The organism is Pseudomonas sp. LY-1, assembly GCF_053502595.1.
In genome coordinates, this window is sequence record NZ_CP094353.1 from 5,241,724 (window position 1) to 5,256,177 (window position 14,454).

Here is a 14,454-nt window from a genome sequence, read left to right on the forward strand (position 1 = left end):
CTCAGAGGCGTTCGATAATGGTGGCGATGCCCATGCCACCGCCGACACACAAGGTGGCCAGGCCGTAGCGTTGTTGGCGCACTTCCAGTTCGTCGAGCAAGGTGCCGAGGATCGCGCAACCGGTAGCGCCCAGCGGGTGGCCCATGGCGATCGAGCCGCCGTTGACGTTGACCCGGGCGGCGTCGATGCCCATGTCCTTGATGAACTTGAGTACCACCGAGGCGAACGCCTCGTTGACCTCAAACAGGTCGATGTCCTCGACGCGCAACCCGGCCTTGGCCAACGCCTTGCGCGTAGCTGGCGCCGGGCCGGTGAGCATGATGGTAGGGTCGGTGCTGGTGACCGCCGTGGCGACAATCCGCGCCCGCGCTTGCAGGCCCAGCTCGCGGCCCTTGGCCTCGGAGCCGATCAACATCAACGCGGCACCGTCGACGATACCGGAGCTGTTGCCGGGGGTGTGGACATGGTTGATCCGCTCGACATGGCTATAGACCCGCAGCGCGGTGGCGTCGAAGCCCATCTGTCCGATCATCTCGAAGCTGGGCTTGAGCTTGCCCAGGCCTTCGAGGGTGGAGTCGGCACGGATAAATTCATCGTGGTCCAACAGCACAAGGCCGTTCTGGTCCTGCACCGCGATCAGCGACTTATTGAAGGAACCGTCTGCGCGTGCCCGGGCCGCTTTCTGCTGGGAATGCAGGGCGAAGGCGTCGACGTCCTGACGACTGAAGCCTTCCAGGGTCGCGATCAAATCCGCGCCGATGCCCTGGGGCGTGAAATGGCTGTGCAGATTGGTTTGCGGATCAAGCACCCAGGCGCCGCCATCGCTGCCCATGGGCACGCGGGACATCGACTCGACGCCACCGACCACCACCAGGTCTTCGAAGCCGGAACGCACTTTCATCGCGCCCAGGTTCACCGCCTCGAGGCCCGAAGCGCAGAAGCGGTTGACCTGGACACCGGCGACGCAGACGTCCCAGTCCGCCACCAGCGCGGCGGTCTTGGCGATGTCGGCGCCCTGGTCGCCCACGGGGGTGACGCAGCCGAGGACGATGTCATCGACCTGGCGGGTATCGAGGTCGCTGCGCCGGGCCAGCGCCGTCAATAAACCCGCCACCAGGTTTACCGGCTTGACGCTGTACAAGGCACCGTCGGCCTTGCCTTTGCCCCGGGGCGTGCGTATCGCATCAAAGATCAAAGCTTGGGTCATGACATCCTCGAACCGCTGTGCATGTGTGCCCTTACCTTAGGCCCGATTGACACGGTTTCAATGACGGATGCGCTCATTGCGTTTGACCCCCTCGCTCGGACGAACGGTAGCAGATGAGTGCAACCGTTTGATTAATCGTTTTAGCGGTCTAGCCAAGGCATTGGCGCCAAGATGGCGATAGGCCTCATACCTTTTTCAGTAAAAAATATAACAAGTTGATATGAAATGGATCTAAGCCACGCAGAACGAGGGCTCTAAGGTTCACTCAGTAGGAAGTTGCTGCCGGGTTTTGCTGGAGCAGCTGTAAGAAAAGCGACACGTCACGTTGCGATACTGAAATAAACCGGCACGCATTTGACGCTCAGGAATAACAACAAAAGGCAGTCAGCCATGTTCAAGCATTCGAAAATACGTCAGGCGGGACTTATTCTGTTCGCCACCACACTGATTCTGATCTTGCCCAACCTGACCAAGGTGCTTGGGTGACGAATCACACGCGCCATTCTGTACATCAGGCTTGCAGTTTTTGGCAGCTCCTGCGAGGACATTGCGTATAGCGGTCCTGTTGCAGGGGCTGCCGTTTTGCCTGGGAATTTTCCGGTATCTTAGGCGCCACTTCTTCTCGCACCGGGCCTCTCTCTTGAAATCGATCCTCGCCCTCTTCGCCTTGTTCCTCGCCCTGCCCGTTGCCGCCGCGCAGTTGACCATCGAGCTGGACCACACCAGCAAGACCTGGCAGACCGAAGACCTGCTCAAGCACCCCGATGCACAGACGGTGCATATCGTTGATGACGTTTCCTACAAGCGAAGCATGACGTATCGCGCAGTCCCGCTGGCGGTACTCCTACCGGGTCTGCAGACGGAAAACCATCTGCAGGCCATCGCGCTCGACGGGTTTGCCGCCGAACTGAGCGCCGCGCCTTTGCTGGAAACACACGGCGCCCGCGCCTGGCTGGCGGTGGAAGATCCCACCGATCCGTGGCCCGCGCTGGCGGCCGACAAGCCGAGTGCCGGGCCGTTCTACCTGGTGTGGACGAACCCTCAGGCCGGGCACATCAGCCCCGAGCAATGGCCGTTCCAGGTCTCCGGGATCAAGCAGTTGAAGACGGTTGCCGAGCGTTTTCCGGCGTTGCTGCCCGATCCGAAGCTGAGCGCGAATGATCCGGTCAACCAGGGTTTTGCGCTGTTCCAGAAAAACTGCCTGGCCTGTCACCGCCTCAATGGGGCTGGCGATGCACAGGTAGGGCCGGACCTGAACATTCCCTACAACCCCACCGAATATTTCAGCGGCGATTTTCTCAAGCGCTATATCCGCGACCCACAAAGCCTGCGGCGCTGGCCCCAAGCGAAAATGCCGGCCTTCGCCGCCGGCGTGTTGCCCGACAGCGAGCTGACGTTGCTGGTGGGGTATTTGAAGCATATGGCCGGGCGCAAGCAGCAGCCCTGAGCTATTGCTGCTGCACCGAAACCAGCGGCGTCGGCGCCACCGACACCTTGGCATGCATCTGCTCATGCCCGCCGCCGCGCCGCATGCCGCGTACCGGGCAGGCGTCCAGATAATCCAGGCCCACGGCCAGTTTCAGGTGCCGCTCCGGCCGCGCCAGTTGGTTGGTCACGTCAAAGCTGTACCAGGCGTCGTCCAGCCAGGCTTCGGCCCAGGCGTGACTGGCCAGGTGCGTGCTGTCCTCGGTGTACAAATACCCCGACACATACCGCGCTGGAATCCCCAGGCTGCGCGCGCAGGCCAGGAACGCGTGGGTGTGGTCCTGGCACACCCCCGCACGCCCCGCGAAGGCCTGCGCGGCGCTGGTGTCGACCTCCGTGGCGCCGGGCGTGTAGACCATCGAGTGGTTGAGCGCGTGCATCAGGTCGATCAAGGCGCCGCGGTCGCGGCGCTGATGGCAATGCTGCTCGGCAAAGCGGCGCAGGGCTTCGTCGGGCTCGGTCAGCCGCGTACTGCGCAGGAATGGGTAGGCCGACTGGCTCTCGTGCTCAGCCTCGCGCAACTCGTCGATATCGACCTGGCCCCGGGCGCCGATGATGATGGCGTCGTGGGGCTCGTCCAGGGTCAGCACATGCAGGATATTGCCGAACGGGTCGACCTGGGCGCGCACCGGACGCGGTAGATCCAGTTGCCAACTGAGTACGTGCTGGCGTTCGCTGTCGTGGGGCGTAAGGCGCAGGTACTGGATGCTGGCGCGCACCTGATCGTCGTAGTGGTAGGTGGTTTCGTGGCTGATGGAGAGTCTCATGCCGCCTCCAGGTAGGAACTGTAGATGGCGTCGCCCAACTGGCGGACCAAGGGAATAAAGTCGGTCAGCCAGGCATGCAGGCCTTCCTCGAGGATTTCGTCGATGGCGGTAAAGCGCAGGCGCGCATCCATTTCGGCGGCCAGTCGCTGGGCCGGGCGGCCGTTGAGGCCGGGCAGGCTGGCGAGGATCTGGTCGATCTCTTCGCTGCAGGCCCGCAGCGAACGCGGCACATCGGCGCGCAACAGCAACAGCTCCGCCACTTGCCGGGCGCCGGGGGCGTCGCGGTAGATCTCGGTGTAGGCCTCGAACGACGACAACGCACGCAACAAGGCACTCCACTGGTAGTACGCGTGGGCTGTGCCATCGCTGACCGCTTCGGCCTGGTCGCCAGCCATTTCATAGCGTGCGTCCAGCAGGCGCAGGGTGTTGTCGGCGCGCTCGATGAAAGTGCCCAGACGGATAAAGCGGAAAGCATCGTTGCGCATGATGGTGCCGTAGGTGGCGCCGCGAAACAGGTGCGAACGCTCCTTGACCCACTCACAGAACCGGCTCATGCCGTAGCGGCTCAAGCCTTGCTGGGCGATGTCGCGGATATCCAGCCAGGTGGCATTGATGTTTTCCCACATGTCGGCCGTGATTCGCCCACGCACCGCATGGGCGCTGGCCCGCGCAGCACCGAGGCAGCTGTAGATGCTGGCCGGGTTGGCCGCGTCCAGGGCGAAAAAGTGCAGCAGGCGTTCGGCGTGCAGCTCACCGTGTCGCGCGTGGTAGTCGTCCAGCGTGCCGGTTATCAGCAACGGCATGGCCAGTTCATGCAGGCCGTCGCCGCGCCCGTCTTGGGGCATCAGCGACAGCGAATAGCTGACGTCGAGCATGCGCGCGAGGTTTTCCGCGCGTTCAAGGTAGCGCGACATCCAGTACAGATCCGAGGCAGTTCTACTCAACATGGCATCAGTCCTCAACCACCCAAGTGTCTTTGGTGCCGCCGCCCTGGGACGAGTTGACCACCAGTGAACCTTCGCGCAGGGCCACGCGGGTCAGGCCGCCGGGCACCACGCGGGTTTCCTTGCCGGACAACACGAACGGGCGCAGGTCGATATGGCGCGGGGCGATACCGTTTTCGACGAAGGTCGGGCAGGTGGATAAACACAGGGTCGGCTGTGCGATATAGGCGTGGGGCTTGGCCTTGATACGCGCGCGGAAGGCTTCGATTTCCGCCGCCGTGGAAGCCGGACCGACGAGCATGCCGTAGCCGCCGGAGCCTTGGGTTTCCTTGACCACCAGGTGCGGCAGGTTAGCCAGTACGTGGGACAGTTCGTCGGGCTTACGGCATTGGAAGGTCGGAACGTTCTTCAAGATCGGTTCTTCATCCAGGTAAAAACGGATCATCTCGGTGACAAAGGGGTACACCGACTTGTCATCCGCCACCCCGGTGCCGATCGCGTTGGCCAACACCACATTGCCCGAACGATAGGCGGCAAGCAGGCCGGGGACGCCGAGCATGGAGTCCGGGTTGAAGGCCAGCGGGTCGAGAAACGCATCGTCGAGGCGGCGATAGATCACGTCCACGGCCTTGGGGCCGTCGGTGGTACGCATGAAAACGCGGTCATCGCGCACGAACAGGTCGGCGCCCTCCACCAGTTCCACGCCCATTTCCCGGGCGAGGAAGGCATGCTCAAAGAACGCACTGTTGAAACGCCCGGGGGTCAACACCACCACGCTGGGGTTATCCAGGGGGCTGGCGCTTTTCAGGGTGTCGAGCAGCAAGTTGGGGTAGTGGTCGATCGGCGCGATACGCTGGGCCGCGAACAGTTCGGGGAACAGGCGCATCATCATCTTGCGGTCTTCGAGCATGTAGCTGACGCCGCTGGGCGTGCGTAGGTTGTCCTCCAGCACGTAGTAAGTGCCGTCACCATCACGCACGAGATCGACACCGGAGATGTGGGAATACAGATCGCGGTGCAGATTCAAGCCCTGCATAGCCAACTGATACTGCTCGTTGGCCAGCACCTGTTCAGCGGGAATGATCCCGGCCTTGATGATGCGTTGTTCATGGTAGAGGTCGGCGAGAAACATGTTCAGCGCCTTGACCCGCTGAATGCAGCCACGTTCGACAATCCGCCATTCACTGGCGGGAATGCTGCGCGGGATGGTGTCGAAGGGAATCAGGCGCTCGGTGCCCTGCTCATCCCCGTAGAGGGTGAAGGTGATCCCGGCGCGGTGAAACAGCAAGTCAGCTTCACGCCGGCGCTGGGCCAGCAGTTCAGCGGGGGTTTCGGCCAACCAGCGGGCGAACTCGCGGTAATGAGGGCGAACCTGCCCTGCCCCATCGTACATTTCGTCGTAATAAGTGCGGATCATGCCGTACTCCTTGTCACCCGGACGCAAGAATCATCGCAAGGCCCGTGCCAGCGGCATAAACACTTAAGAATCAGTGAGTTAAATAATAGCGGGGAGTTAAGCGCACCATCCTGGTGCGCGGAATGCCCGGTGTCTTGTCGCGCGCTTCATCACAATGCGGGCTTTGACTATCAACAGCATAGCCAGTGTTGATTTCACTGCCCGCCCCCCCGGTGCGGATAATCACCGTCATCTGCTGAACAGGACTCGTCCTACAGCCTTACCCATCGAGCAATCGGTACCGTGTGATCTCGTGTATCGACCGACTCCTCCGGTCTTCCCTTTCGACCACCCCACTCGGGTGGTTTTTTTTGCCTGGAAATACAGCGCGAGTTGCGTCTGATTTCAGACGCCACAAACAAAATCGGCCGACCCAAAGGTCAGCCGATACGCTGTGTTTCTCATACTGCTACATGGGTAACCCACGCACCTCCTGCTTGACGCCCCATCCTTCGATGATCCCGCCCAGCGGCTCGACCACCGCTTCAAAGTCTTGCTCGAAGTCTCCTATGCCGTCGTAGGTTGCAAACATGATCTTGCTCAGTTCCAGGTACCAGGCGCCATCGTCGCGCGCGCTGACCTGGGCATTCAGGGATTCGCCACGAAACCGACCCGCAGCCCTGCGCGCCCGTTCCTCGTCCGGGAAAATGGCGTAGAACTCGATGGGGTGGAACCGTGAAAAATCGAAGCCGCCTTCTTTCATGCGGCGCAGAACGTTGGTGCTGATGTCTTCTTGATAGGCTGTGCTCATGAAACGTCCTCCTCAAACCGATGGATAGACTTTCCGTGCTTCCCGAAGCCCACGCCTTACTGGCGCGGGTACTACGGCAATGACATCACCGCTGGAAAACAAGCATGTAGCTGACAAGACCAGACCTTAGCGATTCATTCGCTGATCTCACTTGCAGAGTAGCGCGAAGCTATCACCTCCACCAGAGGCGCTTGAATGGCAGACAGGGAATGTTCAGACGACGGGAGAGATGTCGAGGATCTGGATACTGTTCTGGTCTTTGAGGATCTTGACCGTCGGTTCGGGTTTACGGCCTTCCAGGTCATTGAGGTCCAGTTCGGCGGCCACCGGCACCAGCTTGTCGCGAATCAAGTGTGCCGCATCTTCGAGGCTGGGCTTGCGCTCGCAGGTGAACTGCTCCACGGACTGCACACCGTGATCATCAACGAAGGTAATCTGCCACTTTTGCATCGGTGCCTCCTCGATAAAGCCCGCGTGTGGGCTTACCTCTATCTGGACCTTGAGGGCTCGCTAAACGTTCCACTCAAGGTCGCAGGCACCGGGTCTGCCGCGCTTACTTCTCGGCGCGTTCCCTGAGGGCTTTCAAGGTGTTGAACGGGGCGTCCACCACGAACTTGTTGGCCAACCACGAAGGCACGCTGCCGCCTGGCTCGGTGTGTACCTGGTAGGTCACTTCGGTTTCGTTGGCGCCTTTAGGCACCAGTTTCCAGTAGCCGTCGACCTGGGCCACGCGCACATAACCCTTCACTTCCGGCTGATAGGTCGGCACTTCCAGCAGGGTGCGGGTCACGCTGCCGTCGGCGGCCTTGGACGTGGTGATTTCCAGGATCGAATCGCGGTCGGTCACTGGGAACGGGGCCTTGAATTGGGTGTAGGTCCAGCTCTTGACGCCCTCCTGCTTGAGCAGTTTTTGCGACTTGCAATCATGAATCCAGGCGCAGGCACCGACCGCATCTTCCTGCAAGGCCTCGATCTTGGCCACGGGGGCCTTGATCACTGTCACACCGCGATACGCCTTGTACTTGGAACCGGCGACTTCGCTCAGCGACACCTTGATCCCGTCTTCATCCTTGGCGACTTGCCAATCCTCAGCCTGAGCAGTGGCAGCAAACAACACCGTAAAACCGCACAACACAGCCATTCGTTTCAGCGAAACCATTGTTGTATTCCTTATTGTTGAAGTTCCGATAGTAAAGCCATCAAGCCGCCGTCATCTGCTCCCACCAGCCGATCAACCTGATCGCATCGGCCTGGTCGGTGCCGCAGACCTCGATATCCGCCTTGAAATCACTGCACACCGCCGGCCGTTCCGGTTGCCCGAACAGCAGGCATAACTGTTCGACCGACAGGTGCAGGCAGCGTTCGCCCGCGGGTTTGCCGTGGGGCATTCCCGGCAGCGGTGAACTGATGGAGGGGGCGATGCAGCAAGCGCCACAGCCTTCACGGCATTTCATGAGCAACAGGTCCTCGACGGCTCAATAGGGACGGCCGGGCTAGAGTACGCCCTTAAACAGCCGTTTTAAAATGGTCTAACAGGGGTTTTTCGCAGAAAATAAAAGTGACTGACCAGTCTGCGACAGATGGTCGAGTATCGACGTCACCTTCGCCGGAAAAGTTTATTGCTTGAATTCGAAATCCAGCGCCGCGCCTTCCACCTCACGCCGTTCTTCGTTGCGCAGTTGCAGCTTCATCTCATTGCTGAGCAGGCGACCGTTGATCTGGAATGCACTGTTGTCAGTCGGCTTTTCGCCAAACATCGGCGGCAACAAAGGTACGTTTTTCGGCGCAGGCATACTGCCGATGGGCTGCAGGTGCCTGACCATGTCGGAAGGCAGGGACAAGTCCAACTGTGCCGGTGGCAAGTGGGTCTGGGCCACTTCGTGGGCGGACTCGGACTTGCTCGCAACCGGCGCGCGTTTTTTTGCCGATGCGTTTTTTTTGTTGGTCGCCGGGGCTTTTTTCGCCGGGGTCGGTTTTTTTGCGGGGGTTGTGCGCTCGGTACTCGCGGTCGGTGCGGGGTCCGCCACAGGCGTCGCCGCCAGCGTGACGCCGACGTGACTCAGGCTGAGCAGGCTAATCACTAAAACAGCGCGAAAAATAGAAGTCATATTGCCAACAGCATTAACGGCAGAAGGCCATATGCTCGCTTGTTGAGGGCAGCATGACAAGCGCGGTGATTGGCCAGCTATCAGAACTGGCTACTTGGCAAGCCTCACAAGCCGGCCGCTGTCTCCAGGCATAACTGACTGGCGAGCATCCCCAAAGTCATCAGCGCCCGCTCTGCCTCGCGATTCCACGGCGTGCCGCAGTTAAGACGAATACAGTGGTTGAACTGTTCCGTATTACTGAAGATCAACCCCGGTGCGATGCTGATGCCCTGCTGCAATGCACGCACGTGCAGTTCCTGGGTATTGACCCGCCCCGGCAAACTGACCCACAGGATAAAACCGCCGGTCGGACGGGTCATCTGGGTGCCTTCGGGAAAATACTGCTGAACCGCCAGTTGGAACGCGCTGAGGTTCTTGCGGTACTCCTGGCGGATGTAACGCAGGTGCCGATCGTAACCGCCGTTCTCCAGGTACGCGGCGACACCCATCTGGGTGACGCTGCACGCCGAATGGGTGCTGAACATCTGCAAACGCTGGATTTCCTGCTGATACTTGCCGGCGATCATCCAGCCGATACGCACGCCGGGTGACAGGGTTTTGGAAAAGCTCGAGCAATAAATCACGCGGTCGAGGCGATCGTAGGCTTTCAGGGCTTTGGTGCGCCCCAGTTCGAACATCAGTTCGCCGTAGATATCGTCTTCGACGATCTGGATATCGAAATCCGAGGCCAGGCGCAGCAAGTGTTTCTGCCGCTCCTCGGGCATGGTGCCGCCCAACGGATTGCTCAGGCGCGTGGTCAGCACCAGGGCTTTGATCGACCACTGGTTAGCGGCCAATTGCAGGGCTTCCAGGCTCATGCCGGTGGCAGGGTCGCTGGGGATTTCGATGACCTTGAGGCCCAGCAGATCCGCCAATTGCAGCAAGCCGTAATAGGTCGGCGACTCGGCGGCGATCAGGTCGCCCGGCCGCGTCAGCACCCGTAACGACATCTGCAGGGCATCGACGCAGCCGTGGGTGATCACCACTTCGGACGGGTCCACCACCACGCCGGCATCGCGCATGCGGATCGCCACCTGGCGGCGCAACGGCTCGAAGCCTGGGCTGAACATGTAACTGAACGCCCGCGGGCTCTGGAAGCGCGTGACCTTGGCCAACTGCTGGTGCAGTGCGCGTACCGGCAAGTAATCCACACTCGGCACGGCCGCGCCCAGCGGGAATACGCCTTCGCGACGCGACTCCACCAACACTTGCTGAATGATGCTGCTGCGCGTCACCAACCCCGGGCGCTCGACCCGGGCGATATCCGGCGTCGGCGCCGTCAGCGCCGGTGTCTGGTGTACGTAATACCCGGACTGCGGCCGCGCGCGAATCAAGCCCTGATCTTCCAGGTTGGCGTAGGCCTGCAACACCGTGGCATGGCTGACGTTGAGCTGGGAGCTCATCTTGCGCACCGAAGGCACGCGCTCACCCGGTTGATAGACACCGCGCCGGATATCCTCAGCCAGTTGCTGGGCGATACGTTGGTAGAGCAACAGATTGGTCATGACGCAGCACTCGATTTCACGGCTATTTTATTTTTGTGTGAAACATACCGGCACAGTTTAGAAGTGTACGGGGACAGTTGCCACAATAGTCGAGCGCGAGCGGCAGTGATAGAAAAAACTGTAAGGGTGGCCTGAGGCGTTTCGGGCCCCCCGAAAAAAATGTGGGAGGGGGCCCCCCTCCCATATTTTGCTTGCGCCAGGCTCCTAGCGGGCGGCGCCCAACTGGCCCTTCGCGTCGGAGAACACGATCTCTACCCGGCGGTTCTGCGCGCGGCCGCGCTCGGAAGCATTGGCCTCCACCGGGTACTGGTCGCCATAGCCTTCGACCTGGATGCGCTTTTCGTCGATCCCCAGGTCCACCAGCACATCCGCCACCGATTGCGCGCGGTCGCGGGACAGTTGGAGGTTTTCCTGCTCGCCGCCGGTGCTGTCGGTGTAACCCTCGATACGCACGATGCGCTTGGGGTTCAGTTGCAGGAACTGGACGATTTTCAGCACGGTGCGGTTGGCCGAGTTTTTCAGTTCGGCTTCACCGGTGTCGAACAACACGTCGCCCAAGGTCATCACCAGGCCGCGATCGGTCTGGGTGGTGGCCAGGCTGGCGATCTGTTCCTCGAGCCATTTGCCCTGCTGTTGCACGCTGACCAGCTTGCTCTCGCGCAGGGCCAGTTGCAGGCGCTGGCGTTCCAGTTCGAGTTTGGCGCCACGTTCCTGATTGAGCGCCTGCTCGGTGTGTTCGCGGGCGATCGCGCTGTAGCGCTGGCTGAGGTAGGCGTAATGCACCACGTCGGCACCGCTGCCCCAATAGCTGGACAAGCGATCGGCACGGGCCAGGGACTCTCCGGCGCGGATCACGTCCTTGGGCGCGAAGCGCAGCACGTTGGCGTCTTCCTTGACCTTCTGGAAGTCGCTGCCCGCCTGTTGCAGGGCCTGCTCGCCATTCGGGTGGCTGGCGCAACCGCCCAGGGCCGCGCTGCCCAGCAGCACGACACAACTCAAGCCACGGATCATCGGGCTCATTGGGCTTCTCCCAGCTGCAATTGCTTGCGCAGGCGGGTGATACGGGTATTGAGCACGTTCAGTTGTTCCTGGCTCTTGCGGGTCAACACTTGGGCTTCGGCGAGACGCGCATCCAGCTCGGCCTGTTCGGCCTGCATGCGCGCGTTCTTGTAGGACTGGTCGGCCATATCAGCCTGAGCCTGGGCGAATTTACCTTCAGCCAGTTTCAGTTCGGACGATTCATCGGAGTTGGCACCCACGGCGTTGGCTTGTTCCAACGCTTGCTGGGTGAGGCGTATTTGTTCATTCGGCGCAGGATCGGCTGCACATCCCGCCAGAGCAACGACGGCGAGGGCCGCTAAAAAAGGTCGAAAAATCACTGAAAATCCCTACTTTGTTGGGGTGCCGACGGGTTGTTGCAATTGCGCTTTCCAGCGCTCCAGATTGCGCTGCAGCGCAGCTTGCGCCACACCAGCCCCGGACAATTCTGTCATCTTTTTCGCCAGCTGTCCGCGCAGCCAGGGGTCATTGCACGCAGAGTTGTGGGAAATCGCCAGGTACAGGCCAGGCTGATCGACGGGCACGTCGCGGGCGAACAGGTCATTGCTCATGCCCAGGGTCTCGGCCATGGCCATGCCGGAGTAACGCCCGGCGAGTACGTAGTCCACTTCCCCCAGCAGCAGTTTCTGAAACGCTGGAGTCAAGGTGGGCAGGCGTTGCAGGGTCAATTGCTGGGCGGCGAAGGTTTCAAAGTCGTGGCTCAACCGCGCCCGTTCCGACACCGCGCCCTGATGGCCGTGCAGGTCGGCGGCCGTGGCATAGGCCAGCGCCGAATCCTTGCGGGTCCAGACCAGATAGTCGATCTGCACCAGCGCCGGGTGGAGGTAGTCGAGGGTTTCCAGCTCGCCGATATTCAACGGCGCATCTGCCAGCAGATCCATGCGCCCGCTGCGCACTTCATCCAAGGCCTGGGAACGCTTGCCGCCATAGAGCAGGTCGATTTTCAGCCCGAGGTCCTGGGCCACTTGCTGCAACATGTCGGCGGTGGCGCCGATCAAGTGCGTGGGGTCCTGGGGATCGCGCCAGAGCAAAGGCGGAGCGTCCGGGCTGCCGGTAGCCACCAGGCGCTCGCATTTGCCGGCCGCCAGCGACAGGGTCGGCAGCAACAGTGTGAAACCCAGCAGTGTGGCCCAGGGGCGCAATTCCATGGCGAGGTGCTCCGATAATAAAAAGCCCGGTCAAAAGACCGGGCTCTTTATAAGTGAAGCGACTGGATTAGACCAGCTTCTCCAATTCAGGTACGGCTTCGAACAAGTCCGCCACCAGGCCGTAATCAGCCACCTGGAAGATCGGTGCTTCTTCGTCCTTGTTGATCGCTACGATCACCTTGGAGTCTTTCATGCCGGCCAAATGCTGGATCGCGCCGGAGATACCGACGGCGATGTACAGCTGTGGCGCAACGATCTTGCCGGTCTGGCCGACCTGCATGTCGTTGGGCACGAAACCTGCGTCGACCGCAGCGCGGGAAGCGCCGACGGCAGCGCCCAGCTTGTCGGCCAGGGCGTACAGGTGCTTGAAGTTGTCGCCGTTCTGCATGCCACGCCCGCCGGAAACGACGATCTTGGCAGCGGTCAGCTCAGGACGATCCGACTTGGCCAGCTCTTCGCCGACGAAGCTGGAAATACCCGCGTCGTGGGCCGCGGAGACGGCTTCAACGGCGGCCGAACCGCCTTCGGCGGCAACCGGGTCGAAACCGGTGGCGCGCACGGTGATGACCTTGACCGCGGCGGTCGATTGCACGGTGGCAATGGCGTTGCCGGCGTAGATCGGACGCTTGAAGGTGTCGGCGCTTTCGACCGAGATGATCTCGGAGATCTGGTCAACGTCCAGTTGCGCGGCAACCCGCGGCAGGATGTTTTTGCCGTTGGAGGTGGCAGCGGCCAGGATGTGGCTGTAGCCAGCACCCAGCTCGGCGACCAGAGGCGCGACGTTTTCCGGCAGTTGGTGAGCGTAAGCGGCGTTGTCGGCCAGCAGTACTTTGCTCACGCCAGCGACTTTCGCCGCGGCTTCAGCCACGGCGCCAGCGCCCTGGCCTGCAACCAGCACGTGGATGTCACCACCGATTTTCGCCGCGGCGGCCACGGTGTTCAGGGTGGCCGGAGCCAGTACCTTGTTGTCGTGTTCAGCGATTACCAAGATAGTCATGATTAGATTACCTTCGCTTCGTTTTTCAGTTTCTCGACCAGTTCAGCCACCGACTTGACCTTGATGCCCGCGCTGCGTGCAGCCGGCGCTTCGACTTTGACGGTCTTGTTGGTAGAGGCGGTGGAAACGCCCAAAGCATCCGGAGTCAGCACTTCCAGAGGCTTCTTCTTGGCTTTCATGATGTTTGGCAGAGACGCGTAGCGCGGCTCGTTCAAACGCAGGTCGGTGGTGACGATGGCCGGCAGTTTCAACGAAACCGTCTGCGCGCCGCCGTCGATTTCGCGGGTCACGGCAACGCTGTCGCCGCTCACTTCGACTTTCGAGGCGAAGGTGCCCTGGCCGTAACCGGTCAGTGCAGCCAGCATCTGGCCAGTCTGGTTGTTGTCGCTGTCGATGGCCTGTTTGCCGAGGATCACCAGCGATGGCTGTTCCTTGTCGACAACGGCTTTGAGCAACTTGGCCACGGCCAGGGAGGTCAGTTCTTCAGCGGACTCGACCAGGATGGCGCGATCGGCGCCCAGGGCCAGAGCGGTACGCAGCTGCTCTTGAGCAGTGGTCGGGCCGATGGTAACCACGACGATTTCAGTCGCCACGCCTTTCTCTTTCAGGCGCACGGCTTCTTCCACGGCGATTTCGCAGAAAGGGTTCATCGACATCTTGACGTTAGCGAGGTCGACGCCGGAATTGTCCGCCTTGACGCGAACTTTCACGTTGTAATCGACAACGCGTTTGACAGCTACAAGAACCTTCATGGATTCCTCGTTACTCTCCGGTGAAAAGAAAGTCGCCTAGGCGAACCTGGCGGTTGATGCTCATCGGCACACAAGGGCACCTTCAAAACCTTCGGCAAGTGACGCAGCGATGGAGAGTGATGACCGTTCGTCAGTGGTGACTGGGAGGTCATTCATGATCGCGACGTGTAAACTGCGCGCCAGCATTGGGCACGCGTCACTCTTTTTCGCCTTCGCCTGTCTTTAAAGGTGCTCTT

Annotated in this window: 17 protein-coding genes; 1 reads left to right on the forward strand and 16 read right to left on the reverse strand. The window is 61.0% G+C overall.

The annotated features are described in order from the left end of the window. Position 1 precedes the first annotated feature (1 nt). A complete protein-coding gene (locus MOQ67_RS23975; protein ID WP_017848505.1) occupies positions 2–1,207 on the reverse strand; it encodes an acetyl-CoA C-acetyltransferase in 1,206 nt (401 codons plus the stop codon). A 640-nt stretch (positions 1,208–1,847) separates the two neighbouring features. Between MOQ67_RS23975 and MOQ67_RS23980 the strand changes: the two genes are divergently transcribed. Next, entirely contained in the window at positions 1,848–2,654 is an 807-nt protein-coding gene (locus tag MOQ67_RS23980; RefSeq protein WP_046489333.1) for a c-type cytochrome, read from the forward strand. 1 nt (position 2,655) lies between these two features. Here the strand turns inward: MOQ67_RS23980 and MOQ67_RS23985 are convergent, their stop codons facing one another. The 15 genes from MOQ67_RS23985 to MOQ67_RS24055 all read right to left on the reverse strand — a co-directional run bounded on the left by MOQ67_RS23985 (position 2,656) and on the right by MOQ67_RS24055 (position 14,218). Beyond that, complete coding sequence (locus MOQ67_RS23985; protein ID WP_046489331.1) at positions 2,656–3,459, reverse strand: transglutaminase family protein; 804 nt, start codon at positions 3,457–3,459, stop codon at positions 2,656–2,658. After that, complete coding sequence (locus tag MOQ67_RS23990) at positions 3,456–4,406, reverse strand: alpha-E domain-containing protein (RefSeq protein ID WP_026140215.1); 951 nt, start codon at positions 4,404–4,406, stop codon at positions 3,456–3,458. Before MOQ67_RS23990 ends, MOQ67_RS23985 begins: the two co-directional genes overlap by 4 nt. Positions 4,407–4,410: 4 nt before the next feature. Beyond that, a complete protein-coding gene (locus MOQ67_RS23995; RefSeq protein WP_046382394.1) occupies positions 4,411–5,820 on the reverse strand; it encodes a circularly permuted type 2 ATP-grasp protein in 1,410 nt (469 codons plus the stop codon). Between the two features lie 70 nt (positions 5,821–5,890). Continuing rightward, a complete protein-coding gene (locus tag MOQ67_RS24000; RefSeq protein ID WP_198718803.1) occupies positions 5,891–6,052 on the reverse strand; it encodes a hypothetical protein in 162 nt (53 codons plus the stop codon). A 216-nt stretch (positions 6,053–6,268) separates the two neighbouring features. Then, the gene (locus MOQ67_RS24005; RefSeq protein WP_003193463.1) at positions 6,269–6,610 is read right to left on the reverse strand and encodes a ribonuclease E inhibitor RraB; all 342 of its coding nucleotides are present in this window, start codon (positions 6,608–6,610) and stop codon (positions 6,269–6,271) included. 213 nt (positions 6,611–6,823) lie between these two features. Continuing rightward, positions 6,824–7,060, reverse strand: a complete 237-nt coding sequence (locus tag MOQ67_RS24010) for a hypothetical protein (protein ID WP_046382393.1) — start codon at positions 7,058–7,060, stop codon at positions 6,824–6,826. A gap of 103 nt (positions 7,061–7,163) precedes the next feature. Further along, positions 7,164–7,769: an START domain-containing protein gene (locus tag MOQ67_RS24015; protein WP_198718804.1), complete on the reverse strand. Its 606-nt coding sequence runs from the start codon at positions 7,767–7,769 to the stop codon at positions 7,164–7,166. Positions 7,770–7,809: 40 nt separating this feature from the next. Then, on the reverse strand, positions 7,810–8,064 hold the full coding sequence (locus tag MOQ67_RS24020) for a YkgJ family cysteine cluster protein (protein WP_017848513.1): 255 nt from the start codon (positions 8,062–8,064) through the stop codon (positions 7,810–7,812). Between the two features lie 162 nt (positions 8,065–8,226). After that, positions 8,227–8,718: a translation initiation factor 2 gene (locus MOQ67_RS24025; protein ID WP_198718805.1), complete on the reverse strand. Its 492-nt coding sequence runs from the start codon at positions 8,716–8,718 to the stop codon at positions 8,227–8,229. Between the two features lie 104 nt (positions 8,719–8,822). Continuing rightward, a complete protein-coding gene (locus tag MOQ67_RS24030; RefSeq protein ID WP_017848515.1) occupies positions 8,823–10,262 on the reverse strand; it encodes an aminotransferase-like domain-containing protein in 1,440 nt (479 codons plus the stop codon). Positions 10,263–10,466: 204 nt separating this feature from the next. Next, positions 10,467–11,282, reverse strand: a complete 816-nt coding sequence (locus tag MOQ67_RS24035; protein WP_046489324.1) for an OmpA family protein — start codon at positions 11,280–11,282, stop codon at positions 10,467–10,469. Beyond that, on the reverse strand, positions 11,279–11,641 hold the full coding sequence (locus MOQ67_RS24040) for a DUF4398 domain-containing protein (protein ID WP_026140217.1): 363 nt from the start codon (positions 11,639–11,641) through the stop codon (positions 11,279–11,281). The genes MOQ67_RS24035 and MOQ67_RS24040 overlap by 4 nt, the downstream gene beginning before the upstream one ends. Positions 11,642–11,650: 9 nt before the next feature. Further along, a complete protein-coding gene (locus MOQ67_RS24045; protein WP_198718806.1) occupies positions 11,651–12,469 on the reverse strand; it encodes a substrate-binding periplasmic protein in 819 nt (272 codons plus the stop codon). A gap of 67 nt (positions 12,470–12,536) precedes the next feature. Continuing rightward, entirely contained in the window at positions 12,537–13,466 is a 930-nt protein-coding gene (locus MOQ67_RS24050; protein ID WP_017848519.1) for an electron transfer flavoprotein subunit alpha/FixB family protein, read from the reverse strand. A 2-nt stretch (positions 13,467–13,468) separates the two neighbouring features. Beyond that, entirely contained in the window at positions 13,469–14,218 is a 750-nt protein-coding gene (locus MOQ67_RS24055; protein ID WP_017848520.1) for an electron transfer flavoprotein subunit beta/FixA family protein, read from the reverse strand. Positions 14,219–14,454: the final 236 nt, after the last annotated feature.

Coding starts and splice junctions, on each gene's coding strand:
- MOQ67_RS23975 (WP_017848505.1), bottom strand. CDS start 1,207: ATGACCCAAGCTTTGATCTTTGATGCGATACGCACGCCCCGGGGCAAA.
- MOQ67_RS23985 (WP_046489331.1), bottom strand. CDS start 3,459: ATGAGACTCTCCATCAGCCACGAAACCACCTACCACTACGACGATCAG.
- MOQ67_RS23990 (WP_026140215.1), bottom strand. CDS start 4,406: ATGTTGAGTAGAACTGCCTCGGATCTGTACTGGATGTCGCGCTACCTT.
- MOQ67_RS23995 (WP_046382394.1), bottom strand. CDS start 5,820: ATGATCCGCACTTATTACGACGAAATGTACGATGGGGCAGGGCAGGTT.
- MOQ67_RS24000 (WP_198718803.1), bottom strand. CDS start 6,052: ATGACGGTGATTATCCGCACCGGGGGGGCGGGCAGTGAAATCAACACT.
- MOQ67_RS24005 (WP_003193463.1), bottom strand. CDS start 6,610: ATGAGCACAGCCTATCAAGAAGACATCAGCACCAACGTTCTGCGCCGC.
- MOQ67_RS24010 (WP_046382393.1), bottom strand. CDS start 7,060: ATGCAAAAGTGGCAGATTACCTTCGTTGATGATCACGGTGTGCAGTCC.
- MOQ67_RS24015 (WP_198718804.1), bottom strand. CDS start 7,769: ATGGTTTCGCTGAAACGAATGGCTGTGTTGTGCGGTTTTACGGTGTTG.
- MOQ67_RS24020 (WP_017848513.1), bottom strand. CDS start 8,064: ATGAAATGCCGTGAAGGCTGTGGCGCTTGCTGCATCGCCCCCTCCATC.
- MOQ67_RS24025 (WP_198718805.1), bottom strand. CDS start 8,718: ATGACTTCTATTTTTCGCGCTGTTTTAGTGATTAGCCTGCTCAGCCTG.
- MOQ67_RS24030 (WP_017848515.1), bottom strand. CDS start 10,262: ATGACCAATCTGTTGCTCTACCAACGTATCGCCCAGCAACTGGCTGAG.
- MOQ67_RS24035 (WP_046489324.1), bottom strand. CDS start 11,282: ATGAGCCCGATGATCCGTGGCTTGAGTTGTGTCGTGCTGCTGGGCAGC.
- MOQ67_RS24045 (WP_198718806.1), bottom strand. CDS start 12,469: ATGGAATTGCGCCCCTGGGCCACACTGCTGGGTTTCACACTGTTGCTG.
- MOQ67_RS24050 (WP_017848519.1), bottom strand. CDS start 13,466: ATGACTATCTTGGTAATCGCTGAACACGACAACAAGGTACTGGCTCCG.
- MOQ67_RS24055 (WP_017848520.1), bottom strand. CDS start 14,218: ATGAAGGTTCTTGTAGCTGTCAAACGCGTTGTCGATTACAACGTGAAA.